The sequence below is a fragment of the Haladaptatus litoreus genome (assembly GCF_900156425.1).
GTDB lineage: Archaea > Halobacteriota > Halobacteria > Halobacteriales > Haladaptataceae > Haladaptatus > Haladaptatus litoreus.
Map to the genome: position 1 here is coordinate 175,834 of NZ_FTNO01000006.1, position 24,548 is coordinate 200,381.

The 24,548-nt window shown below is 51.8% G+C and carries 26 protein-coding genes, 1 tRNA gene and 1 pseudogene; 16 read left to right on the forward strand and 12 right to left on the reverse strand.

Going from position 1 to position 24,548, the window contains the following annotated elements; genetic code table 11:
- Positions 1–87: 87 nt before the first annotated feature.
- Together BW974_RS20725 and BW974_RS25885 are read left to right on the forward strand one after the other, a co-directional pair.
- Positions 88–1,129, forward strand: a pseudogene (locus tag BW974_RS20725) (3'-5' exonuclease); the annotation flags it as partial.
- Complete coding sequence (locus tag BW974_RS25885) at positions 1,122–1,289, forward strand: DUF8139 family protein (protein ID WP_175609760.1); 168 nt, start codon at positions 1,122–1,124, stop codon at positions 1,287–1,289. The pseudogene BW974_RS20725 and the gene BW974_RS25885, both read left to right, overlap by 8 nt.
- Positions 1,290–1,391: 102 nt before the next feature.
- On the opposite strand, the gene BW974_RS20730 is transcribed toward BW974_RS25885, so the two are convergent.
- Positions 1,392–1,589, reverse strand: a complete 198-nt coding sequence (locus BW974_RS20730) for a hypothetical protein (RefSeq protein ID WP_076432564.1) — start codon at positions 1,587–1,589, stop codon at positions 1,392–1,394.
- Between the two features lie 155 nt (positions 1,590–1,744).
- Between BW974_RS20730 and BW974_RS25890 the strand changes: the two genes are divergently transcribed.
- Positions 1,745–1,903: a hypothetical protein gene (locus BW974_RS25890; RefSeq protein ID WP_175609761.1), complete on the forward strand. Its 159-nt coding sequence runs from the start codon at positions 1,745–1,747 to the stop codon at positions 1,901–1,903.
- A gap of 104 nt (positions 1,904–2,007) precedes the next feature.
- Here BW974_RS25890 and BW974_RS20735 read toward each other — a convergent pair whose 3' ends face one another.
- The 3 genes from BW974_RS20735 to BW974_RS20745 all read right to left on the reverse strand — a co-directional run bounded on the left by BW974_RS20735 (position 2,008) and on the right by BW974_RS20745 (position 3,656).
- Positions 2,008–2,238 (reverse strand): hypothetical protein, encoded by a 231-nt coding sequence (locus BW974_RS20735; protein ID WP_076432566.1) that lies wholly within the window; start codon positions 2,236–2,238, stop codon positions 2,008–2,010.
- A 131-nt stretch (positions 2,239–2,369) separates the two neighbouring features.
- Positions 2,370–2,921 (reverse strand): hypothetical protein, encoded by a 552-nt coding sequence (locus BW974_RS20740; protein WP_139328962.1) that lies wholly within the window; start codon positions 2,919–2,921, stop codon positions 2,370–2,372.
- Positions 2,922–3,044: 123 nt separating this feature from the next.
- Positions 3,045–3,656: an ArsR/SmtB family transcription factor gene (locus BW974_RS20745; protein WP_076432570.1), complete on the reverse strand. Its 612-nt coding sequence runs from the start codon at positions 3,654–3,656 to the stop codon at positions 3,045–3,047.
- A 700-nt stretch (positions 3,657–4,356) separates the two neighbouring features.
- Between BW974_RS20745 and BW974_RS20750 the strand changes: the two genes are divergently transcribed.
- Positions 4,357–5,343, forward strand: coding sequence for a cyclase family protein (locus tag BW974_RS20750; protein ID WP_217694381.1), 987 nt, complete (start codon positions 4,357–4,359; stop codon positions 5,341–5,343).
- Between the two features lie 171 nt (positions 5,344–5,514).
- Here the strand turns inward: BW974_RS20750 and BW974_RS20755 are convergent, their stop codons facing one another.
- Positions 5,515–7,539, reverse strand: coding sequence for a primary-amine oxidase (locus BW974_RS20755; RefSeq protein ID WP_076432574.1), 2,025 nt, complete (start codon positions 7,537–7,539; stop codon positions 5,515–5,517).
- A gap of 246 nt (positions 7,540–7,785) precedes the next feature.
- Here BW974_RS20755 and BW974_RS27070 point away from each other — a divergent pair, with 246 nt between their 5' ends.
- From BW974_RS27070 to BW974_RS20770, 3 genes are all read left to right on the forward strand, one after another.
- Positions 7,786–7,920 (forward strand): hypothetical protein, encoded by a 135-nt coding sequence (locus tag BW974_RS27070; protein WP_281247724.1) that lies wholly within the window; start codon positions 7,786–7,788, stop codon positions 7,918–7,920.
- Between the two features lie 309 nt (positions 7,921–8,229).
- A complete protein-coding gene (locus tag BW974_RS20765; protein ID WP_084186424.1) occupies positions 8,230–9,177 on the forward strand; it encodes an endonuclease/exonuclease/phosphatase family protein in 948 nt (315 codons plus the stop codon).
- Positions 9,178–9,589: 412 nt separating this feature from the next.
- Positions 9,590–9,757 (forward strand): DUF1931 domain-containing protein, encoded by a 168-nt coding sequence (locus BW974_RS20770; RefSeq protein ID WP_076432576.1) that lies wholly within the window; start codon positions 9,590–9,592, stop codon positions 9,755–9,757.
- Positions 9,758–9,841: 84 nt separating this feature from the next.
- Here BW974_RS20770 and BW974_RS20775 read toward each other — a convergent pair whose 3' ends face one another.
- Entirely contained in the window at positions 9,842–10,015 is a 174-nt protein-coding gene (locus tag BW974_RS20775) for a helix-turn-helix domain-containing protein (RefSeq protein ID WP_139328963.1), read from the reverse strand.
- Positions 10,016–10,201: 186 nt separating this feature from the next.
- Here BW974_RS20775 and radA point away from each other — a divergent pair, with 186 nt between their 5' ends.
- Positions 10,202–11,230, forward strand: a complete 1,029-nt coding sequence (gene radA / locus BW974_RS20780; RefSeq protein WP_076432578.1) for a DNA repair and recombination protein RadA — start codon at positions 10,202–10,204, stop codon at positions 11,228–11,230.
- 1,336 nt (positions 11,231–12,566) lie between these two features.
- On the opposite strand, the gene BW974_RS20800 is transcribed toward radA, so the two are convergent.
- From BW974_RS20800 to BW974_RS20810, 3 genes are all read right to left on the reverse strand, one after another.
- The gene (locus BW974_RS20800) at positions 12,567–13,319 is read right to left on the reverse strand and encodes a hypothetical protein (protein WP_076432585.1); all 753 of its coding nucleotides are present in this window, start codon (positions 13,317–13,319) and stop codon (positions 12,567–12,569) included.
- A gap of 262 nt (positions 13,320–13,581) precedes the next feature.
- Positions 13,582–14,361, reverse strand: coding sequence for a DUF7847 domain-containing protein (locus tag BW974_RS20805; RefSeq protein ID WP_076432587.1), 780 nt, complete (start codon positions 14,359–14,361; stop codon positions 13,582–13,584).
- 239 nt (positions 14,362–14,600) lie between these two features.
- On the reverse strand, positions 14,601–14,894 hold the full coding sequence (locus tag BW974_RS20810; protein ID WP_076432589.1) for a GYD domain-containing protein: 294 nt from the start codon (positions 14,892–14,894) through the stop codon (positions 14,601–14,603).
- A 291-nt stretch (positions 14,895–15,185) separates the two neighbouring features.
- On the opposite strand from BW974_RS20810, the gene BW974_RS20815 reads away from it, so the two are divergent.
- The gene (locus tag BW974_RS20815; protein ID WP_084186425.1) at positions 15,186–15,533 is read left to right on the forward strand and encodes a hypothetical protein; all 348 of its coding nucleotides are present in this window, start codon (positions 15,186–15,188) and stop codon (positions 15,531–15,533) included.
- 476 nt (positions 15,534–16,009) lie between these two features.
- Here the strand turns inward: BW974_RS20815 and BW974_RS20820 are convergent, their stop codons facing one another.
- Positions 16,010–16,468 (reverse strand): twin-arginine translocation signal domain-containing protein, encoded by a 459-nt coding sequence (locus BW974_RS20820; protein ID WP_076432591.1) that lies wholly within the window; start codon positions 16,466–16,468, stop codon positions 16,010–16,012.
- A 269-nt stretch (positions 16,469–16,737) separates the two neighbouring features.
- Here BW974_RS20820 and BW974_RS26700 point away from each other — a divergent pair, with 269 nt between their 5' ends.
- The gene (locus BW974_RS26700; protein WP_245800228.1) at positions 16,738–17,055 is read left to right on the forward strand and encodes a DUF8118 domain-containing protein; all 318 of its coding nucleotides are present in this window, start codon (positions 16,738–16,740) and stop codon (positions 17,053–17,055) included.
- 294 nt (positions 17,056–17,349) lie between these two features.
- The gene (locus BW974_RS27305; protein ID WP_217694384.1) at positions 17,350–17,490 is read left to right on the forward strand and encodes a zinc-binding dehydrogenase; all 141 of its coding nucleotides are present in this window, start codon (positions 17,350–17,352) and stop codon (positions 17,488–17,490) included.
- 52 nt (positions 17,491–17,542) lie between these two features.
- Here BW974_RS27305 and BW974_RS27565 read toward each other — a convergent pair whose 3' ends face one another.
- Both BW974_RS27565 and BW974_RS20840 read right to left on the reverse strand, forming a co-directional pair.
- Positions 17,543–19,879 (reverse strand): hypothetical protein, encoded by a 2,337-nt coding sequence (locus BW974_RS27565; RefSeq protein ID WP_084186426.1) that lies wholly within the window; start codon positions 19,877–19,879, stop codon positions 17,543–17,545.
- Positions 19,880–20,151: 272 nt separating this feature from the next.
- Complete coding sequence (locus BW974_RS20840) at positions 20,152–20,565, reverse strand: VOC family protein (RefSeq protein WP_076432593.1); 414 nt, start codon at positions 20,563–20,565, stop codon at positions 20,152–20,154.
- A gap of 152 nt (positions 20,566–20,717) precedes the next feature.
- Between BW974_RS20840 and BW974_RS25895 the strand changes: the two genes are divergently transcribed.
- From BW974_RS25895 to BW974_RS20865, 5 genes are all read left to right on the forward strand, one after another.
- Positions 20,718–20,930: an SWIM zinc finger family protein gene (locus BW974_RS25895; protein ID WP_175609751.1), complete on the forward strand. Its 213-nt coding sequence runs from the start codon at positions 20,718–20,720 to the stop codon at positions 20,928–20,930.
- A gap of 216 nt (positions 20,931–21,146) precedes the next feature.
- Positions 21,147–21,587 (forward strand): NUDIX domain-containing protein, encoded by a 441-nt coding sequence (locus BW974_RS20845; RefSeq protein WP_076432600.1) that lies wholly within the window; start codon positions 21,147–21,149, stop codon positions 21,585–21,587.
- 476 nt (positions 21,588–22,063) lie between these two features.
- A tRNA-Leu gene (locus BW974_RS20850) sits at positions 22,064–22,150 on the forward strand.
- A 110-nt stretch (positions 22,151–22,260) separates the two neighbouring features.
- Positions 22,261–22,539, forward strand: a complete 279-nt coding sequence (locus tag BW974_RS20855) for a helix-turn-helix transcriptional regulator (RefSeq protein WP_076432602.1) — start codon at positions 22,261–22,263, stop codon at positions 22,537–22,539.
- Between the two features lie 412 nt (positions 22,540–22,951).
- Positions 22,952–24,547, forward strand: coding sequence for an N-acyl-D-amino-acid deacylase family protein (locus tag BW974_RS20865; RefSeq protein WP_076432607.1), 1,596 nt, complete (start codon positions 22,952–22,954; stop codon positions 24,545–24,547).
- The last annotated feature ends 1 nt before the right edge of the window (position 24,548 follow it).

A 24,548-nucleotide genomic window follows, 5' to 3' on the forward strand; every position in this document is an offset into this window, starting at 1 on the left:
AAAATCCCCACGGAAATTCAACCGAATTGGATGACAATATGGACGTCCAACGCAGCAACCACCGTCGGTCACCGGACATAACCCGGCCAGTTCATCGAAACAGGGATTGATGACGGCAGTAGCACACGATGTGCATGCGAGTGCTGGCATGAATTCAGTAACTGTCCGGACGATTCACGCGGCAAAGGGGCTCGAGCATCCCATCGTCATCCTTGCTAATATGAATTCCCGGCGATTCCCTCCGTCTGGTGGGAGTAGCAGTGCAATCACGTTCGACGATCCCATCGGATTGCGCCAACGGAAACAGTACGCTGAGGACTACGGCTATCCCCATATCCACGACAACTGGCGGACTGACGTCCTCCGCAAATGCTTGCCACGTGGGTACGATGAGGAACGCCGGCTGCTCTACGTCGCTATGACGCGTGCAAAGAGCCATTTGGTCTTTTCAGCAGGCGAGAAACCAAACACGTTCCTTGAGGAGCTTCCTGTGGAGATTGAAGAGTTCCAGCCAGACGTCCAGGAATTCCACGACAATGAGTCGGTTCAAGATCACCTACAGATTTCAATTCCAACTCCTGATGGGCCAATTAGCTACTCTCCGCATTCGCTCATGCGTGAAGATATCTTCGAAAATGTCGAGCATGGAATGGGAACAGCGTTCGGGACAGAGGTTCATGAGTTCGCTGAAGCGTATGCTCGCGGTGATGCTGTTCCAATTGATGAGAACGAAACGGAACCCGACAAACAGAACGTCAAAGCGTTTCTCGATGGGTTGTCTGGAGAATTGTGTGTTGAAGAGGACGCGTATCTGCCATTGACGGTTGATGGCGAGCGAGTCACCATCTATGGAATCATTGACCTCGTCCATCTTTGTCCCGGGACTGTGGAGATCATCGACTTCAAAACAGATCGCAGTCGGGTTGCTGAGTCCGAGTATCGGAAGCAATTGAGCGTTTACTATCACGTACTCTCAGAGTGGTTCCCAGAGCGAGACCTGACGGCAAGTATCTTCTATACCGCTGCTGGTGAGCAAGTCGATATTGACCCTCTATCGAAGAGTGAACTAAGTAGGCTTGTTGAACGTGTAAATGGATCTTCTATCGAATCGGTCTCTCTGCTTGAGTAAACACCACGGGAAAGAAGGCACCATCACGGACATCCCTCAGGACACTCTCGGAGACGAAACTGGGCGCGAACTATACTCCTATAGCTACCGCATCGAAACCGAAGACGAGGAAATCGATGTCTGGTTCCGGCATCGCGACTTCGTACCGGTCTCACAGTAACCAAGTACCGATACGCCGCTGCAATGGGCGATAACGAACCACTACATTGTACCGTCGGCGGACGCTACCTCGGCTTCTCTTCCAATTCACGCTCTTGCCCGATTACGCAGCCGTCGTTTCGTCTGCGAGTCCGGTTTCTGTGGCACTCTGACGGCTGGATACCCAGGTGCTCAGGGCCACTGACGCCCCGGTCAGGAGGCCGATTCGCGTCCCGAGTTGCTTCCCGCCGACTACACGGGCAACGGCAGTCGCGACTATAAACGCGATGAGACCACTCAGAAGGCTCTTTTTCAGGGCCATACGGCCATTATTTCAAGCAGATAAAAGGACCCATCGGTTGAGAACTGGACAGATATCCGTGAACGGTGCTCGTGATCTCCAGAGGGACAACGAGCCTTCAAGACTTACTCCTCTGTCTTCAGCACGCGATTCGTATCATCTGTTGAAGATTTCAATTGAGCCATGAATTCGAATATGATGGGCGCTCTCCGGAGACGATTGCGGTCGGTGACATCATCCGAGAGCTAGATCTCATCATCGGTGGTCCTGAGAGCGATTACGATGATAATGAGAGCGAATTGCTCTATGCCCGTCCCAACGACCAATTCGAATAACGTCACTCAATCGAGAGGGGACGCGGATCACGTTCTGAATGACTTCTTTGTTTGAGAGTGCCACCTCGCATCAGATCGTGACCCTCCATACTAACGAACGATTGTTATTCTGTTCGAATCCAGATCACTCGACGCGCCTCGGGCTTCTTCTTTCGAATCTCGCCGTTCTCATGCAGCCGGCTAAGAACGTTATACGTCGACCGTCGGAACCATCCAAGCTCGTCCGCGATCTCGCTCGTCATGTAGGGTTCGAGCGGTTCCATAACCTCAAACACATCCGCTGGTTTGCGTTCTTGAACGAACTTGCCCTCCTCCACGTACTTTCTCGTCTCCATTCAGTAGAGTTCGCTCTGACGTCACTTGTTCTACTAGATTCTGAGTTGGCACCAAGTTAGTATTATATTCTAACTCAGAGCCTCGCCATTTCTGACTATTCTCCAACCCTCGTTATCAATATGAGAAATAACTAGAGCGAAATCAATTCTTGGCGTTTCCCTACCATCACGGGAATATCGGTCGTATATTCTTTCCCAGTAAATACGACTGTTACGGTCACATGGTTCGGAAGTTTTGCTACCAAATCTCTGCGTGTTATCGATGGGCCAGTTGGAAACACAGTCACGTATGGCTGATCATCTTCAGACTCCAGTGCCGATGAAATGTCCTCATCCGTCCTAAATCGAATTGGAATCTCCTGCTGAACTGTCCGGGTTGCAATCGACCCAGCTTCGAATTCAGCCCACCATTTGAACGATCGCGTTGCAAACTCAACCGGGCCCTCAGCATTCCGTGCTGTCACAATCCGAACTTCATCCGTGTCAGGCAGATATTCCACATTCTTACTTTTGACCCGTTGGTGGGCAGTCAGTGGCTTTCCAGTCGCTCGGATTCCTGGAAGTGGCGATAGAACCGAGGTAATCCGTGCCTTCGTATATTCATTCGCTTGGGTACCAACCAGGCCAATACCTACAGAAGCGCCGCCCATTGCAAGGAATTTTCGCCGTGAATAGCGAGCCATGTAAACTCATTATCATAGTTATCATTAACTGTCTCGTACACTCAAATAGTGATTTAACCGATTACAGCACTCGAACACCACCAACCAGACAATGATCGCCAACCCGTAGAAAGTACGTGCCAACTATTCTGACTGGAGTGCGTTCCATACCACAGCCCCAAGCAGAACCGTAAGCCCACCTGCGAAAAAGATGAGACCTGGCGGTACCCAAAACAGGGGTTCCGGTTCTGCTGATGCACCTGTTGGGCTTGCGAGGCTGATAAAACCGTCCGAAACGGAACGAACATCAAGTAGCTCTTGGTTGGCCAACCACTCGACTACGAGACTGCCCACAACTAAGAGACCAATCCCACCGAGAAGATCCGACAGTCGTGAGCGCACTTTCTCAAGGCGACTTTCTGATCCACTCACGATAATGAGTGGATCATCAGTTGCCGCATAGACGTTCATCTCACTTCCTTTTGAGGAATACTCTGTGTCTGTGATTTCAACTAACTCTGCTTCTTGTAGCTTGGTGAGATGGTATTGGGTGTTTTGGATCGACGTATCCACTTGAGCAGCAATTTCTGAAGCAGTCGCGGTCGTATTCTGCAAATACAGATAGATCAAACGCGCTGTTTCGGATGAAAGTACGCTGAAGACGCGTGCTCCAGAGTCATCTGCAAGATCGCATAGCGTTCCTTGTTGTGCTGGTTGCGAGCGCGTTCCTGAGAGTTTCTGGAGGAAGTTGTTCATTTGGAGAAATATATTTTGGAACTGTCTTAAATACCATATCAACTCTATTTGATAGCTATCTCGTCCGCAATTTGCGTAGTCGACTCATCTCGAAACCACGCTGAAAACAGAAACGTGAAAAGCCGACAATCGCTACCTAAGGTACCTATTGTACCTATTTTTCCGGAATCCACCAGATGACCACTCGTGGACTCAATTTCCCACGCTCAACCTCTCCATTCTCGTCAACTCCTCCAGCCGTCGATGCGCAGACGGCCGCTCGATCTCAAGCGTATCCGCCACCCAGCGAGCGGTCACTCCAGGAAACCCTGACCCATATATTGTCAAAAGAATTTCAATAACTTATCAGTATATAATATATTGTATAGACAATATTCTGGGCATGATTATAAGTAGTTTTAAATTTATTATTGAACATATATCTCCCATCGTTAACGATTGGGAGATGTGATAAAGTATGACTGAACACACTCATTCCCATGACTGTTGTAATGGCATTGATCGACGTAGATTCCTGCAGGGCTGCGGAGCAGTATTCGCTCTCGCAGCGGCAACAACGGCGACTGCAGCGGAAGATAATCCACAACCCGGTGATTTGGACACACTTCTCTGTGGATTACCGACAAACTGGGGACGGTGGGGGGAGAGTGACGAACTCGGCGCGTTGAACTTCCTTGGCAGCCGTGAGTCTTTCGATGGTATGAAGGCCGCAATGAAGGGTGGGAGCAAGCAGATCGAACGATTCACCCTCCAGTTATCAGTCACCGGCAGTGCCGATACTGACCCATTGTTTGTTGGCCGCTTTCCTGCACGAAAGGACAATACACTCGACGCTCGCTTCGACGGCATGGACGGAAGTCCGATTCCGCTTCCTGGTGGACTGAAATACGCTGACGATACGTTCGTCACTCGCTTTTTCCTCCAAGGGACGACCCATGTCGATGCGCTCGGCCATGCGTGGTACGGCAAACACCTATACAACGGCTACCACCAATCGACGACGGCAACGGCGACGAGCTACCCCGAAGCAGTCACCGGGCTTCGCGATAGCAACGGTGACGGAGATCTCGAGGCGACGCCCATCGATATGACCTACGGACTCGGTGCAGCAGATATCACTGCTGCTGCGGGGGCAGGCATCGCTGGTCGCGGAGTATTGCTTGACGTTGGACGGCACATAGGCGACGATGATAACCGACTGCCGACGGATTACGGCATCTCGCTTGAAGACCTGTTGTCGACCGCCGAAAAACAGGAAACTGACCTGCGGAAACGTGATATCATCCTCATCCGAACTGGGTCTGTAGAGCGTGCACGTGATCCGACTGCGAGCTACGATCCACTCGATGAGCCTGGTCTTGTCTTCAGTGAAGAACTCGTCCAGTGGTTCCACGAGATGGAGACGCCCGTTATTGGGGCTGACAACGTCGCCATCGAACGCGCTTCACAGATGATCGATGGTTCCGTTTACTTCGCGCCACTCCACGGTGCACTGCTCCGGAATCTCGGTATTTCGCTCCTTGAGATTCTCGATCTACAGTCGCTCAGCGAGGCCTGCGCTACCGATGGTATCTACGACTTCCTGTTCACTACCGCGCCGCTGAACGTCCCTGGCGGTACTGGCGCTCCCGCTAATCCCGTGGTCCTCAAGGCGACACGAACTGATGAAAACGACGATGAGCGTTAACTGATGCCTGCTAATTCGTTCTCCTATCCCTCTTGAAACAGAGCATTCTGCTAATAATTTGGTCTGGAGCGCTTGAAGCTGCCGAGACGGCACAGCACCGCGCACAGGCCGAACAGTTCGGCTTTCGTGTCGAAGGATGTGCCGTAATACCATTATCTATGGATGATATCTTCAATCGTCATCAGAGTTCATTTCACAGTTTCCGTGGGAAGGTACGTCCTGATTTTCGATCGCATGTTGAGGTGGTACATCAATTGCCGGACTCTTCTCAAAGAAGTTTACTGGTTGTAACTTGAAGCTGTAGACTTGTGCTGAAAGAACCGGCCAATCTTCCGGGCGGGTGACGTGATTTACACCGAGCGTATACCAGAGCACGAGGTCTTCCTCCTCGATATTGCGGTTCTCTTGAGTCCATGCGGGAAGGCCATCTCCGCCAGGATGCTGATTCGGGTAGTTACCCGCGGGGAACTTCTCATCCTCGTGGAATGGCGTCACCCATAGATGGTTTTTAATGAACCCCGAACGCTCCATTACAGGAGAGTCGGGTTGCATCGCGGCTTCGACGTTTCCGCCGGGCATCAAGCGATAGCCAGTCGGCTTGCCGAGCCGATTCTTTTTCTTCGGATTGACTACCTTCCAGTACCGTCCTTTGAGTGGGTCGATTAGATCCTGTGCCTCCTTTTCTCTTGTGAGCTTCTCCTGCTTGGCATAGAAGGCGTTTCCACCAGGATTGAGTGTCCGCTCGTCGGCCTTTTCCAGTGGGTTGAGGTCACCTGGTCCAGTTGGAATAGGCTGGTTTTCGACCCGATAGAGTGTGTTTGGGCCATCGTCGACATTCATATCAAGCCGAAAGTTGAAGAAGTGTTGATGGATTGGTGCATTCAACTGTGGAGCAACAAGTTCGCCGTACCCTCCAGGATCTTCATCTGGGCCAATCGCAGAGACGTTATTGATCCCCGTCAAACGAACTTCAACTTCCATAGAAGCATCTTGGTAGAAGTACCAGTTAAAGACATAATCGTAGTTGCCGACAGCCGCGACAAATGAGACGACGAGTCGTCGTCGTCGCCGGACTTCGCTTGACTCAGTACGCCAATCGGATCGTTCCCATAGCGTGCCGTTGTCTTCCTCATGCAAACAGATTGCGTTATCTACGACGTTCACCTCACCATCGGCAGTGTTCATTACGGCGTCCCAGTAGTGCATGTAGCCAAGGCAATCACAGCCATTTGTCAATGATTTTGCGAGACGACCAATATTGTACTCACCGACGTCCATTGCATTCTTGAATCGATCATTGATGCTTTGTTCGCCATAGGGGACAGACATTTCCGCACATGAAGCGCGATCAATGACCGAGCGGATCTCATCGTCGTCCTCATAGGAGATATTATGAAGGACAAGCCCTTCTCGCTGAGTCCATCCTACATGCATCTGCCAGCCCTGCCACTCAAGCTTGTGACCGTCAACACTCCAGCTCGGGCCATCGGGCTGGTTGATATTGTACGCAGTTAGATCGTCTCGAAGCTCGACTTCACCCTCTCGATAAGCCATTCCCTCTGGTGGAAACGGCTCATCCTCGTCAGGAGGACCGTAGTCAGTGACCTTTACAACCTCCATGCAATCTAAGTCTACAAACACGTGAAGCCCCGAAACAGGTCGAGCGTACCCTTCATCGCCAGCATCCTCGCTCGGACGGAGGTAGGTTAGTCCATGGGCCAATCGCTTTGAACGGTCGATATCCTTTGGAATGAAGTCGTAGCCGGCCGACCAAGGGTCTACCATCCCACGGTCAGTGTTCTCGACTCCCCGTCGTTGCAGGGCTTCCTGCCACTCCTCGTTCGCTTTGACCGTCTCCTCACACGCTATGAACTCTTCAATCGCAATCGAGGGTTGAACTCCTTCGATATGTTCCCAATACACAACTGATTGTTCATTGAGCGAGACAACTGCCTCGATGGTTTTCCGATCCGAACTATTTCGCACAACGATTCGTGCTCGTCGATCCGGGTGTTTATTGGCGCCATCATCTGCCTTGAGAGCGTCTTTGGGCGGCTCTGAAAGTTCGATTTTAATACAGAGACTTTCCTCACCGAGATCGTATTCGGTAGTTAGTATTTCATAAGCCGTCTCAATCTCTTCTGGTTTGAGTGGTTCAAATGGGTTGTTATCGAACGGAATCTGTCCAGGTGCCATATGATGGCAATCATCGTATATCACTATATAGTTTAGTATATAAAATCATAAATATTATATGACTCACTATAATTACTGTATTAATATATGAATTAGATGAGGACTAATCCACGGAGATGCTGACACTTTATACGGCTATCGCCGTTACTTCTGTTACTATCTGAGTAGACAGAGGAGAATTCGATGTGAGATGCACTCGAAGCCAACGAAGATCGCCTTTGCAGTGCGTGGCTCACGGGCAGTTTTGTGAACCCGACGAAGGACATCACACGAGAGAGCGATGTCGATGTTGTCCTCGCATTCGAGAGCTTCGGTGCTATGGACGAATTCGACTATGATGGGCGCTCTACGGAGACGATTACGGTTGGTAGCATCACCTGAGAATTAGATCTCATCATCGGTGGTGTCGTTACTGCGTCTCGCTGGCTCGGACTTAACGTCGGATGACTTCGCGTTGTTATCTATCGAGGAAGGTTTCTACCGAGTCGTGTCCTTAACTACGCCGGCATTGAGTCATTAGGGAGGCAGGACGAAGTCTTCGTAATCGTGTCATTGCCCTCGCCTGGAACGTTTACCAATCGGTTGCCCTATTGTGAGGTCATACTGCTACACCGTACCTTTTAGGAACAATTAAAATATTTAATACAAATATAAAAATATTTAATATACAAATGGATGTATTAAAATGCTATGTTCGATGAGTTCCCACGGCGAAAGTTCATTCAATGGATCGGTGCCACATCGATTGGAACAGCACTTGGAATAAGCACTGGATCAGCAACTACAGGGACGGCCAACCAATACGACAGTCAATTCCCGTCTAGCAATCGCCCGACTCTGCTTAAGGCATGCTCGTTCAACATTCGCTATGATAATCCTGATGATGAGTATTCGTGGGACGAACGGTTAAGCCGTGTTGCTAAGACGATTACTGATATTGATTCGGGTCTTCTCGGCATACAAGAGGCACAACCAAATCAATACGACGATCTCCGTGAAGAGGTTGATGAATACAATTGGTACGGTGTTGGGAGAGAAGATGGCGATCGAGAAGGTGAAATGGTGCCTGTCGCATGGGATCCTGACCGATTTGAAGCGATCGAACGAGGTGCGTTTTGGCTCTCAGAAACACCCGATGAGCCGAGCGTCGGTTGGGATGCCGATCTCCCTCGTGTGACGACATGGGTGAGTCTTCGTCATCGGGAGACGAGAAGACGGCTGTGGTTTTGCAATACTCACTTTTCTCATGTCGGAGAAACCGCCCGAACTGAGTCTGCGAAACTCATTCGTAAGCGTGCCCGTGAGCGCTCAGAAGACGGTGAAGATGTTGTAATCACTGGTGACTTCAATTCCAAACCAAGTCGGAAACCATACCAAATCATGACTGGAACAGGTGGAAGTACCGAGGATCTTTTATTCGATCCTCGAAGAGAAGCCAATACAGACACTGTTTACGGCCCATGGGGAACCTATCACGGATTTACTAACGACATTGAGAATCGGATTGACTATATTTTCACACTTGATACTGCTACTATTAGCTGGTATCGAACACTTGATGTGCAAGAGGACAACTATCGGTCTGACCATCTGCCTATTGTGACAGAGTTTGAATATAGCGCTCGTTGCCGACGCTAAGAGCAGATTTAATAGTACTGTCAAGGCAATCCTTTTCTCCAAATGCAGCTTTCGTCGATTACCACGGGTCGACAATCAAATAAAAACACAAGCCGGTCGATATTAGCGATCCGAGTCATCGGTAGATGCTTGTACCGCTTGAATCACTTGATTGGATTCAAGACCGACTACAGGAACCGTCCCAGCAAGCTGGCGTGCAATGGTCGTTTGATCAACCCTTGCTGCCCTACTCAAGGGTCGCCTCAACGGTTGGTGCTTATCAGCGTCGGGAATCGAAGCGGTACCACCACTACGGAGAACGGTAATACCTCAATCAGATGTCAACACCTTCAACGATCTCTCAAAATTCGTAGTCCTCTTTCGACTATTTTGCCGCTGTCTTTTTGTAGTATTCTACCGTCTGGACGCTTGTATGGCTGATTTGATTGTCAAATCCGCGGTGAAAGAACAGCTCGAAGGACAGAATGTGGCCAGCGACTTCTACGATGCACTTGATGACGAAGTCGCATCAATTCTCGAGGACGCTGCTCGTCGAGCCGAAGAGAACGATCGAAAAACCGTCCAAGCGCGCGATTTGTAGCGATCCATCACTTCGCTTGGCGTCAAACCGTTCGTTTCCGTTTCTACGCGTAGAATCCACATCGTTAGCGACGGACTGCTATTCTTACTGAATCCAGATCACCCGACGAGCTTCGGGTTTCTTCTTCCGAATTTCTCCCTCCTCAGCAAGTCTATTCAACACCTTATACACCGTCCAACGTGGCCACCCAAGCACCTCCGCAATCTCGCTTGTCACACAGGGCTCAAACGGTTCCAGTGCCTCGTGTATATCCTTCATCGTAATTCAATGCAGCTATCCTCTCTGTCACTCAGTCGTTCTTCTGAATTAGGTGCTGATACAGTTAATATATAATACTAATAAGAACACAAACTATCATACAAGTAGGGGCCACTTTTACAATGGTTTTCACTTACACTACCCTGTTAACGAAGGTTTATGCGAGTATGTGTGCATTGGTCACATATGACAGTAGAGCTCAACCAGTTACCGGGAGTTGGTCCCACAACAGCAGATAAGCTGCTCGAGGCTGGTTTCAATTCCTATGAAGCCCTGGCCGTTGCGAGCCCTGGGAAGCTCACTAACACCGCTGATATTGGCGAGAGCAACGCCAATGAAATCATTCAGGCGGCGCGGAAGGCTGCCAACATTGGCGACTTCGAAACCGGAACTACGGTACGTCGACAGCGCGAACAAATCGGAAAACTCAGCTTGCTAATCGATACGGCTGATACGCTACTCGGTGGTGGTATCGAAACCCAGTCGATCACCGAATTTTACGGCGAGTTTGGCTCAGGTAAGTCACAGATCACCCACCAGCTATGTGTGAACGTCCAACTGCCCAAGGACAATGGTGGTCTCCATGGCCGCGCAATCTTCATCGACACCGAAGACACATTTCGCCCGGATCGCATCGACGATATGGTGCGAGGGTTACCAGACGAAGTTATCCAAGCAACGATGATCGACCGTGGTATCGATGGAGATGTTGACGACGCGGCTGCCTTAAACGAGTTGGTCGATCATGTTTTGAATCATATTCACGTCGCGAAGGGCTTCAATTCGGCGCATCAGATCTTACTCTCCGAGAAGGCCCGGGAACTCGCGGGCAAGTATGCCGATACTGAATGGCCTGTTCAGGTAATATGCGTTGATTCACTAACGGCCCACTTTCGGGCAGAGTACATTGGTCGAGGAAAATTGGCTGAACGTCAACAGAAACTCAATAAGCACCTGCACGACTTGATACAGCTCGCAAATTTACACAACACAGCAATCGTTGTGACTAACCAGGTCTCGTCCAACCCAGATTCGTTTTTCGGTGATCCGACACAGCCGATTGGTGGACATATCCTTGGACACAGCAGTACCGTTCGTATCTACCTCCGTAAATCAAAAGGCAATAAGCGTATTGTCCGGCTAGTTGATGCACCGAACCTACCGGATGGCGAGGCGGTGATTCGTATAGTCGAACCAGGATTGAAATCTGAATAAGACGGTCAAATATAGTACTTCTACCGACTCTAGTTCATCAGCCTTGTACGAACACCGTGTAATACCTTGTTCCACACACTTCCTGCCACGCCCCCGGACTCATCGAAGTCACCAATGAGAGCCACGAGAACCCCGCAGCCCACCAATACGTTGTCTCTATCGACGACGTGACCGACGAACTGATGGCCTGTACGTGCCCGCATCACGTCCACCGCAACGCTGTCTGCAAACACATGGCCGCCGTCGAGAATGCGACGGACGACGGGACGCTAGAGGCGTCCCCTCTGAGGACGACGACGAGACCGAACCCGAAGACTGTGACTGCGCTGGTCTCAATGGCTTCCCGTGCTGGCCGTGCGTGAGAACAGGACGAAAAGAACTGCCGAATTAATCACCACTTCAGCTGTTTTTATCCATGACACGCCAAGTGACGGTCTCAGATATCACCGGCCAGCGAACGCTGACGGAAAGCGCGAACGCAGCGACCGACAATAGACGCATTATCTTCGTTATCGAATAAGTCCAATCTGGCTTGATTTGGATCGTCGTTTGAGGAAGTATCTTCATTCCCTCTACTTATTGGGTAGGGTTCCCACCGGGGCCACCACTGCCACCCGTTTGAGTTGCAACCACCCTGATATCGAAACCCGTGGTAACTAGGTCACGACTACCTTATTTCGGTGGATGGCGTTCTACTAGGTATGACAACTAGGGCGAGTAAAGGAGCGGAACCATCAGTAATGAGCGCTAATAAAGCCGCCCAACGGGAGGGTGCAGCTCGTCAGAGATTGCTTGTCCGTCATCCGTTGACCTTTTACTTCCTTTTCGCCTACGCTTTCGCATGGTTCGTGTGGGTGCCCCTGGCGCTCTCCGAAGATGGCGCCGGCGTTTTGTCGTTTCGTAGTCCGGTAGGGGCCTCTGCGTCTATCGTCATCGCTTCCTTTGGACCATTCTTATCGGCGTTTATCATGACGGGCATACCGGAGGACGGGAGGGGATAGGCCGCTTGCTGCGCAGATGCGTGCTATGGCGGGTGGAGCTTAGATGGTACCTGTTCACCCTGATCGGCATTCCCATGATCTTAGTGCTCGGCGTGATTGTCTTGCTGGGAGCTATGGCATCCTTTAACGGACTCGCTTCCTTGGCCTCTATTCCCTGGCTCATCCTCATCGTTTATGTATTCTTCCACGGTCCGGTGGGCGAAGAGCCCGGGTGGCGCGGCTTCGCGCTGCCACATCTGCAGCGGCGCTACGGCCCTTTCACTATGCAAAGACACGAAAACCCCGCAAACTACCAATACGTGGTCTCCATCGACGATGTGAAGGACCATCGTGGGTTACAATCCGCTTAGGAGAAGTAGTACCGTATAGATTGTTCCGCCAACCACGAACGCTCGGAACCGAATCTTATGTTCCCCTGGAAGTCCTTCCCTGGTCACATTGAGGACGACACTGCCAGCTAAAAATGCGAATAGAATTGCAATCACAGCATCATTAAATTTAACCAAAAAACCAATTATTGCTCCACTCGCTGTTGCTATTGCCAGTATCCACCGTCCGACGTGATCATATAATTTGCTATGGGTTTCGCGAAGACCATAATCTGTCTCCATGAAATGAAGCCCCATTGCGAGAGCGAAGAAGACCAGACTATCCAGACCTGGTTGGTGCCGGTTGAAGAGTAGATACCCAATGAGACAACTATAGAAGGCAAAGGGACCCAATTGTACCCAGAAGGTGCCAGCATTCGTCCGACTGTTCTGACTGTCGCCAAGATATCTGGAAGAATCTTTTACATACTGTTCGAGTCCATAGAACAGGGTAAACCCGGCAAGAGCAACAACATAGACGTGCTGTTCAGACACCACGTAAAATGGGTCGGCTTGCTTAACAGTTCGGCTCCCCTCACTGAGTTCTGGAAATACGTGGACGAATACAAAAGCTGCCGAAGCGCCACCTGCAAACGAGAGCCAGCGACTCCGAGAGAGCATATCTAACCGGTTGAGCCGACGTATGAATAACGGGATCAGAACTAATAGGATAGCGCAGATCGATGGACGAACGATTGTTTCAGGGGGCAGCTCGAACATCAAATACCGTGTATACGTCGTTCCCTGCGCTCTTCATCGCTTCCCATCTCATACGTCACTCCTGAGTAAAGACTTGCTGTGAAATCTGGTTGAATGAGCGAAGGATCGCTTATCATGTAGTGTGACAATTAATTGCACGAAGTATCCACACAAATGAGCGCGTATCTGATGATAGCGTGGGTTACGACTGCTAACACAGGATAGGAGAAAGGACGCCATCAAAAGCCCTGACGACCAATCACTCCTCAAAAAAGGAATTGTGTCAGGCAGCGGGACGTCCAGCGGTCGTGTCCTCGCTGATCATCTTCTCCCGCTCTTCGTCCTGCCGTGCTTTGAGTTCGGTGTACGCGGTCGCAAGCACAGCCGTTGAGAACACCGTCGTAACGGCGCTGGCAACTTGTGCGAAGACTAGCGCAACAATATCACCCATGAGACTTCCACTCGCGAGGTCACCAAGTCCAAAGACGAGGTTGACGAGTAGTACGAGGAGTGTCACTGCCACGCCCAGCGCAAAGAGGTTGAGGCGGTAGCCACGCGTCAATCCCCAACTGCTGCGGAACGCTTTGATAAAGTTCTGATCTTCGACAGCCACGTAGACGGTCCAGAATACCAGGGTCACGAGCAGGAAGATGCCTGGAACAATCAACGCAACCAAGCCTAGTGAGACGATAGTTGCAAAGATAATCCCACCGATAACGAAGTTGATTGCAGCCCAGACCATATTCCGGGTGAAGTACTCACGAGGGAGGCGTTCTGTCTCATCGCTCACGAATACGCGTATGGCCCCGATGCTCACGACGAGCAGTGCGATGCTCAACACGGATGCGACAATTCCCCCTAACACAGATGGTAAGAGCAACGTGGGATTCATTTGGACAGCACCCGAAGCCAACTGCTGATCAGCCATCGACCGGGTGATGCTAATTCCCAATAGACCGTTAAGCACAGAGATGACGAAGATGATGCCCATGAGCATGAGCCCATTTTGCTTGATGCTTCGACTGTAGCCTTGTTTGAGAATCTGTGTGCTATCTATTGGCATACACATAAATCTACGCCATGAACGAGAATGTATTTGTTGGATGGTTATCATCTGATGAGATTCATGAGAAATGGTTCTCGTGTGCTGATCTCATCACTACAAGGTGCTTTGTCAATCAGGGATCGTTTGACTTCCAGTAACCTCCCATACGTAGTCTCCATCGACGACGCGCTTTACCCTCAAGAGTGTTCATAGGAACGCAGTCTCTACAGATAATTGGTCGAAGTAAAAATCGATATTTATGGGAGGTCACCGATGACTTCCCTGAATTCGTCTTCAGGAAATGCTTTGAGGGTTTCCGTCGTCACATTTCCTAAGCTGCCGAGTCGAAGGAGTACTTCTGCCGCGGTTTGATCGTCTGGGAACTCAACGACTGTTACCAGGTCGTGTCGACCCATCGTGAGGTAAAATCCCTTGAGTTCGCCACCCTGTTCATTTACCATTTCTTTAAATGAGTCAAGCCGCGTCGGACTCTCCTCAATGTTCTGAATTCCTTGCTCTGTATAATCGAACAGGCAGATGTATGTTGGCATCGTTCCACCCCCTCCCCTCAGTTGCCTGAGGCACGCTAGGTACGCTCGGTAGGAGTTTAATTATTGCTCTGACGGCACCGATATCTCTCTATGTTTCCATTATTTGGTGAATTTTCACTCGAATACGCAACTGAAGTTAGAACGTTAAACGCATTCCCATCGGAGGACGAAGACGATACCAAACCAGACGACTGTGACTGCGCTGGTCTCGGTGACTTCCCGTGCTGGCCATGCGTGAGAACGGAACGAAAAGAACTGCCGAACTAACCACCACTTCAGCTCTTTTTATCCATGGTACGCCGATTGACGTTCTCGGATATCACCGACCAGCGAACGCTCACGGAATGCGCGGATGCACCGACCGAGAGTGATGACACACCGACGACTGAGCGCGCCCTGTTCGACCGAGCGCAAGCACACGCAGCGGACGTCGCGGCTGCGCACTTCCTATCCCTGCTGGTGGACACGATTGAGTGGGACATCTCGATGCGGGCGCAACGAACAGCAGGAACAACGAACTATGACTCAGAGTGCGATCTCGCTGACGTGGGACGCCTACGATTCGCACCGCCAGGAGCAATTCAGTTCACCGAGCTACTTCAATTTCAGTCGCGCCGCGTCGCAGCACGAAGTCAGTAATGCAAATCTGGAGGGCGATGGTCATCATCTCACCTGGATTGTGATATCAATCTCAAAAAAGCCGTGAAGAGAAAGAGTATAAAACAGCCAGCTCTGGCAGCGTGTCGGGTGCACCCCTGACCGGTGAATCACCATCGCCCAAGATAATGAGTAACACGCTTTCGTCTTCATGGTGAGTATACGGTTGTGGCTGTGTTTCACTTCCCGTGCCAACACGTCCAGTTAGACACCGAAAAATTACCACGGAATCCTTGCTCATTTCAATCACCGCCACCACTGGTGCGTTCTCGCAGTCGTGGAGCTAGCATACTATTCTCACGCAGAACGCGATGGTACTCGTACGGATAGGATTTGAATATACAGCAGAGGGTATGAATATGGGCATGAAATATTTTTATTGTCCGGATCTCGGTTCGAAAAAGTGGAGAGGGACGACCACGATGCTGACGAATCAACTTCTGATCGTCGTCTTCCCGTTAGTTTCCGCCTCCTTCGATGGTAGTGCTGAGCAGGTTAAGCGTACTACTGAAGATCGACGCGTCGCCGGAAAAGCGGCGCGTGGTACCCGTACTCAGCGACAGATCGCGGCCAAAGACGATTGACGTGATTTGGCCTCGCCCTCCCCCACCGCCCAGCTGGTAGCGAATCACGTACGCGCTGTAGTCGTCGGGCTGGCTGATTTCGGGGACGTCCCCTCCACCGGGTCGTTCGAGCAGTCGCACCGTGGTCGACTGTTCGAGCGATGCGGTCACGCGGAACTGGACACCGGGGTGATAGTCGTAGGTGTACACCAGCACGTTCTGGCCCTGTGCCGACGCGCTTCCGGCGCTTCCGAGGCCCAACGCGAGCGCCCCCGTTGCGAGTGCGCCCTTCTTCATGAACGAGCGTCGTTCGGTCGATTCGACATCGGTTATCTCTTGTTCTTGGTTTGTCATTTAGTTCTCCCGATCGTTACTGATGCTGAGAACCCCAATAAACACCGTCGATAGTCTTTGTTATCACGAAATCCCTACTCAAGCGCTCGTGCTGGTACTCGGTGTTACCATGGGAGTAATCGTGATTACTCCCATCAACAACGATATTGGAGACATTGCCTTTGAGGCACATGATCTCGATCTTTCGAAACAAATAGCTCAGAAGATGAGCCTTTTCGCTCGATCACCTCGTGGTTCTTGTACTTTTCTTCGACGTCGAGGCTCCCGGAATGGTCGACGTCACCAACGAGAACCCCGCAGCCCACCAGTACACTGTCTTCATTGACGACGTAACCGAGAAACTGATGGCCTGCACCTGTCCACACCACGTCCACCGCAACGCATTTTGCAAACACATGGCCGCCGTCGAAACCGCAACCGGCGACGGGACGCTTGAGGCCTTCCCATCGGAGGCCAACGACGACGACGAGCGTGTCAGTGGCCCATACACTGGCTACGACAAGTACGGCAACGTCGACCACAGATACTGGGCGTGTGAGGACTGTGGCGCGGAAGCCACTCGGAAGCGCGCTCTCACCATCTGCTGATAATCCCGTCTCTCTTTTTCATTTCTGTCACGTCGAATGACGCTGTCCGATATGGGCACCCAGTGAACGCTCAGCGAATGTGCAGATATACCGACCGATGAGGAAATGCTTCTCACTACGCGTTCGGCTCTCCCTCATTCTCTCATTCGTTCGTTTTCAAACGGTACAGGCACGATTCTTGAGTTAATAGATTATACTAACTTCGTGTACTGTTTGCTCCGCAAATCGTCCCGGATCGTTAGGCTCATGATTCACACGCTATTCCTCGAACGCGATCGGTGACAGCTCAAGGAACTGCGACGCATCGCCGAGCGCGGTCAACTCGACGCGGTTATCGATTCGATGCTGCCGTTGGAAGAGGTCGCAAAGGCATACGAGATGGTCGAAGGAGGCAGACTCACCAACAAGGTGGTGCTGGACATCACAGGTGAGTGAGAGAGGATGGCGAACGGAGAGATCGGTATCTAAAAGTCGCGCTCGCTACCGTCTACATGGTGAGCGAGTCGAGTTGGTCGTCACTGATGGTCTGGTCGAGGATAATTTGTCCCGTTCCGCGCATCGCAGTGCTCACGAATTCCGTCACGTCGACGTCCTCGTCGTCGAACTCCTCTCGGAACTCTATATACTGAGCGACCGTGTAGAGGGTGACGCCGGTTTTGTACACCCGTTTTACGTACTCCTTCCCCGCGTCCGTCAACGTGTGGTTCGTCAAGAACTGCTGAAGTGGCGCAGCGTCAATATTGATGTAGATGTCTATCTCCTCGGTGGAGTCCATCACATGTACAACTGTGTCCTCGTCAAACGCACGGTCGTAGGCGTCCCAATCCTCTTCGTAGACGGGATGCGTGGTTGGTAAGATCGTCTTGCCCTCGCCAAACCCGTTCGTGTGCGAGTTCGTGTTTCGCGTTCGGTCGTCAATACGCGGCTCTAGATACTCGAGCGTAAACGACCGTTCGAGCGTCGTTCCGCCGTCCCTCCCAGCGGGACCGACTTTGACGTGAATCGGGAGGCGCTGTCCGGGCGACGCGTTCTCGATTGGTTTCAGTGTGAGTGCGAGAATACCGTTCAACACCCGCACGGATTTGACCACGTCACTCGGAGTGACGTCGATCGACCCCGGATCGCCGCTTCGCGTCAGATAATCGTTCGGAGCGTCAAGGACGAATCGTTGCAGAGCATACGCGTTTGAAGGCATCTCCTTTCCATATTCAAGAGCTGCGTCCGTCTCGACGTTGCTCTCGTCCGCCGTGTCAGTGGCGGACGTGCTCCGATCTGAACTCCATACGTCGTACTCGTCCGGACCGTGATACGTCTCGATGAGTTCGAGCCTGCTCGGATACCGGTCGCGTGAATCGACGTCCGCGTTCACATCGTGCACGGTCGGTCGTTCCAACCGGTCGCCAGTGGCGAAGTAGCGTTGTAACGCTGGGTTCCGTTCGAGAATCGTCATCAGAACATCCTCGACGAGCTCGTCGGGGTCGTCCGTCGGTAGTTGTTGGCGACGACGCCGTTCTTCGTCGACGAGGATGTCGTTCGTCTCGAGAAGCGATTCGAGTTCGCGCTTCAGCGTACGTGCGCTCTGACTGTTCCGGAGTCGGTCGCGTGATGCGGGAAAGAGGTCGACTACGCTCGAATCATCGAGGGTGGAGAAGTCGACGAATACGAGCACGTCGCGGGCGACGTGCGGGAGACTGCACCGATTCCGAATGAACGTCCGACCCTGGTCGCCGTGCGTTTGTCCGTTGATGACGAAAAAGATGGCTTGATCGCGGTGTTTCTCGCCACCGACGAAGTGTTTGTTCTTCGCCGTGACGGGGTCGTATCCGCATTCGTGTGTAAAGCTATCGTCGGCTTCGAGCGTCGCGTCGTCCTCGAAGAGGATTATGCGGACATCTCGGGTGTCGAGCGTCGCGTCCTCGAAGTTGTAGGCGATGGTCTGATCCGATGCGACTAACTCGTTGTACCGGTTGAGCGTATCGAACAACCCGTTCGTCGTCGTCACATCCGGCTGGCCGTCGCCCCGCATGTCCGCGAGCGTTAGCGGGACGGGCGTGTCGAGAAGATACCGTTCAAGTCGGTAGCGGAACGACGTCGTAAACCGTGTTTTCGCCTCAACGGTGAAGTCGAACAGTTTGACGATCGAACCGTTGATCTTACCGTTTACCGTCCCCGGAAACGTCGGTACGTCGCCATCGAGCGTGAGATACTCGTAGCGATCCTTCGTCCTGTTCTTTCGAATGAGCGTCCAACTCCACTCCTTGGAGCGATTGACGCCCGCAGAGAGGACAAGTTTGTAGCCCCGCTCTCCGCAGAACGGTAATACGCCAGAGCTTCCCATTCCGTACTTGCCCTGAAGGAATCCGTACTGCTGTTTGGTCTTTCCCGGCTGGAGGAATCCGAGGAACGTATTTTCGAACCGTTCCATCGGCTGGCCACAGCCGGTATCGGAGAGCGTCAACGATAGCGACTTTTCTCCCGTACCATCAGCAGCGAGGCGTATCTCCTCGACATCGGGGTCGATGAGCGTGTCGGCGGCCGCGTTGAGTGTCCCAAATTCGTCGCCGGTGGACTCGTCATCAACGTATTCGTGGTAGTTTTTCAGCAGGATGGCGTCGATGCTGTTGACGATGAGTTCCGTCAATGCGGCCATCGGATCGGCCTGCTGGTTCTCGACAATGCCGTAGTTGTTCTCGATACCGCCGAGTGGTTTCCACACGGCAGCTTCGAGACGACTGTCGGAGAGCGCAGCCGTAACGTCGGCCTCCGTTTCTGCCGTTAGGAACTGTGCAGCGTCCTCTTGTGTGGTGTTGAACTGAATTGACATGGTCTGGTGCAGCAGGTGTCTTTCGTGATGCTACAGGTGTGTTACTCGTGTCGTATCTCGTGAATATGCGGGATGGCTTGTGCATACCGACTATCGCTTCGTCCCTTATCAGGTCCGTAAATGTCTTGTTCTATCTACATGACGACAATTATACGCGACCGGCCAAATCGCATGTTATTGTTTCTCCCCCGGTGACGTCTCGTTGGCAGTGTGCGAACTTTTTGCTCTGTTTCGTCGCCCGTGAGCGGTAATACGATGGGGCTACTGCGCTATTATCTCGCTGCTTCCGAGGGATGTTCGACAAGGACAATCCCATTCCCATAGAGATCAGTTGCGATAGCTTCGATTCCGTAGGGCTGTTCTGTGGGCTCAGATGTGAATTCAACACCGCGTTCACACAGCGTTTCATACGTCGCCTGACAATCATCAACAGTAAAGGCGAGTGCCGGTTGCTCCCCAATCACTGCAGAGCGACGGTCAGCTTCCTCACCTTCAAACCAGTCAATCGGTTCGAGAACAATTTCCGCAGTGTCATCCTTTTCGGCTGCGACAGTAACCCACCGCTGATCATCGGGCCCAAACGTCTCGTCTGCTGCCTTCTTTAGTCCAAGCTTTTCTGTGTAGAAGACGAGTGCTTCGTCCTGGTCGCTAACGATGCGGGTCGTGAGACGGAGCTTTTCAATCATAGTTTTCTCCGACTCTGTAGATGCCGTTCAGGGGGAAATACGCTCGCCTAGCGGACCGAAAGTGACCATCTGTACCTTGTCATCGACGCCAAGCCCCTGGACTCATCCAAGCCACCAACGAATGCCATGAGAACCCTGCAGAGCACCAATACGTGGTCACTATCGACGACGTGACCAGCGAACTGATGGCCTGCACGTGTCCGCATCACGTCCACCGGAACGCCTTTTGCAAGCACATGGCCGCCGTCGAAAACGCAACCGACGACGGCACACTCGACGCATTCTCGTCCGAGGATGACGATACCGAACCCGAAGACTGTGAATGTGAGGGCCTCGGTGACTTCCGGTGCTGGCCGTGTGCGTAAGAACGGGACGAAGGGAACTACCGAACTAACCACCGCTTCAGCTGTTTTTATCCATGGTACGCCAACTGACGTTCTCGGAGATCACCGACCAGCGAACACTCAAAGAAGAATCAGACATAGGGGTGGCAACTCTCCGAATACTGGACAAACTAACCCCGGGTCAAACATACGAAGTAGACAGTATATTTATTGCGTCTTGTTACTATTTTGTCTATAATGCTTGAAGAATATGGGTACGTCGTGAACGTTGATGGTGTCGTTGTCAAAGGCGATGAGTACCTGTTCATTGAACGCGGCGAAAATGAAGACCATGCTGCCGGTCTATTGTCGTTCCCAGGAGGGAAAGTCGAACAGCCACCTGGAAGCACGGAAGCACTTGAGAAGACAGCTGCCCGAGAACTCTATGAGGAAGTCGGCATCGAAATCGGCGACATTGAGTATGTTTGTAGCACTACGTTTGAAGCCGACGACAGTACTCGCTGTCTCAATATTGTCGTTCTTTGTGAGTATATATCGGGTGATGCTTATCCTCGAGCTACCGACGAAGTTGCTGCAGTGCATTGGCTCTCCTATGATGAAATCAAAGCTCGAACTGACGTTCCGGGATTCGTCGAACGCTTCGTAGACTGCGCCGAAGAGGCTCGCAATTCTGCGTAAGATTCGTTTGAGCTCTGCCGAACACGTCCCGGACCTACCGTCGAGGCGATCGACTGGGGAGTCTCACATCGAGCCCAACGAAAAACAGGCGTCACGAAGTACGACCTTACAACGGGCGATATCACAATTGTGCTGGCCTGGGCGGCCTACGAACACGGTTGGGAGCAATTCAGCGCGACTGTCCGACACGAACTCATCCACGCCTAGTAATAGGTTGATTTTCATTTGAGTAGTTCTCGCTATAAGGAGTAGATACGAGGAAGATCTTTACGGAGTGGTGCTTCATGTTGGAGTCATTTCTATCGCGTTTGCTTCGAAATTCAGATGGAGTTTAGTTAGTAGCTCATACTAACATAGATATCTACCGTGAAACTCCTCTTCTACTACCACTCTATTGCTCCCAGCACAACGCTATTGCTTAGCGTCCTCCCATAATTAGCAACTCACTTATTCTGACCGACGGGATCATCCGATGCGCGAGGGTTAGCTAAACCAGGCCCAACGGCGGTGGGCTTAACACCCGCTCGCGGAGGCGTCCATGGATCCGAATCCCATCCCTTGCATTCCCATTCACACTTAATTAGAACGATATTGATGGGAGAGAAGTTTCGATCCGACAGACATCTCTGCCATACCAAAGATGTATTGAGCTGCTAGTCAGAGTTGTTGTCTAATGCAACACCGTGTACAAGCTCCAGACGACACAGACGATCCACAAACAAAACCACCGACCGCCGTTCTTTCCGAGCTCCCACCAAGTGCGAAACTGGTTGCGAAAGTACTCGAATACAACGACGATGCGCTCACGCAGGCTGAACTTGCCGATGAAACCTTGCTTCCCTCACGTACAGTTCGCTACGCGCTCACGAGACTCGAAGACCACGATCTCGTCGAGTCACGCTTCTTATTTGCCGATGCACGAAAACGCTGCTATTCTCTCACCTTCGACTAATTGTGTACGAGAGATGTGAAAGACGACAGCTCTACAGGGTCAATTCAAAACAAAGCTGAAAACAGAGAACAGAGAAGTGAATACCCGACAATCGCCAACTAAGGTACCTATTGTACCTATTCTCCCGGAATCCAGCAGATAACCACCCGTGGACTCAATTTCCTGCGGTCTAACTCATCGCGTTCATGCAACTCCTCGAGCCGCTGGTGCACTGGCCGTCGCTCCATCTCCACCGTATCTGCGACCCACCGAGCGCGGTCAACGCGAACCGATTATCGATTATCTCGTATCAATCACACAGTGAGAACTGTGTCATCGTCAGCGATCTCGCGAACGATATCTCAAAATTTTATTGTCATGTATTGTTCACTACCCCACGAATGCTTTTTACGCCGTTCATCGATGTCTATCCATGACCTTTGATTTACTAGTCAAAGACACACGAATTATCGACGGAACTGGTGCACCGTGGTTCCGTGGCTCAGTCGCTGTCACGGACGGAACGATCGACCAAATTTTCCGCACACCATCCCCACAGGTTTCTGCGAAAACAACTCTCGATGGATCAGGACTCGTTACATGCCCTGGATTCGTCGATACACACACTCACTCCGACCTCGAACTATTCTCCGATCCCACACTTGCTCCAAAACTCCGTCAGGGAATTACTACTGAAATCCTCGGCCAAGACGGGTTCTCGATGGCACCTCTGTACCGAGACGAGGTTGACGCCTGGGAAACGCATTTGAGCGGTATCAATGGACGACTCGACGACGAGTGGGGCTGGGAGAGTCTCACAGACTACCTCGATGCGATCGGAAAACAGGAGCTCGCTCCGAACGTCGCAACGCTCGTCGGCCATGGTACGGTTCGATTCAATGTACTCGGGTTCAGCGATACCGATCCGACAGCTGGAGATCTTGAGCAGATGGTCGAACATATTACAGAGGCACTGGACGACGGAGCGATTGGGCTCTCGACTGGACTCGTATATCCTCCGGCGAGATACGCTGATACGGCCGAGGTCAAACGACTCGCATCGGCTCTTCACGACTATGGGCGGCCGTTCGTCGCACATATACGAAACGAACGTGAACAGATATGGAGTGCACTCGATGAATTCATCGACATCGGCGCTGAAGTCGGGATTCCATTGCATCTCTCCCACTTCAAGCTCGCTGGGCCACCACAACAGGGCAAGGTCGACCGGGCATTAGCTATCATCGAGACGGCTCGTGAGCGCGGGGTCGATCTTACCGTCGAGCAGTATCCCTACACCGCGGGTAGTACGACTCTCACGAACGTTTTGCCGCCGTGGGTGCAAGCCAACGGCCCCGAGCAAACGCTTCGATATCTTCGTGACGATGAGAGCCGCGACCAGATTCGACGAGACATAGAGGAGTGGCGCATCGGGGGATGGGAAAATAGAGGCGCCTACACTGGGTGGGAGAACATCGAGGTGACAAGCGTCCAGTCGTCGGCCAACAAATCGGTCGAGGGAAAGAGTATCGCAACAATCGCTGCCGAACGAGACACCGATCCGGTTTCCGTCGTCTGTGATCTCCTCGTGGATGAGGAGCTCGAAGTGAGTATGCTACTGCACCAACTCACTGAAACTGACGTTCGGGAGATTCTCACCAATGAACGCGTCAATGTTGGCACCGATGGGCTATTTGGAGGCCGTCCTCATCCGCGCGTTTACGGAACCTATCCGAAGATTTTGGGTCAGTACATCCGCGAGGAGAACTTGCTCACACTCGAAGAGGGGATTCGGAAAATGACGTCACTCCCAGCCCGTGCGATGGGGCTCGACAGCAAAGGAGTACTTCGCCCCGGTCTCGATGCGGATATCGTCCTCTTCGATCCACGAACGGTCGGAACAGACGCCTCCTACGAACATCCACGACAGTTCCCGACCGGTATCCCACATGTCATCGTCAACGGCGAACTCGTGGTTCAGGATAACGAGTTCACAGAGGCACGTCCCGGACAAGTCATCCGAAAATAAT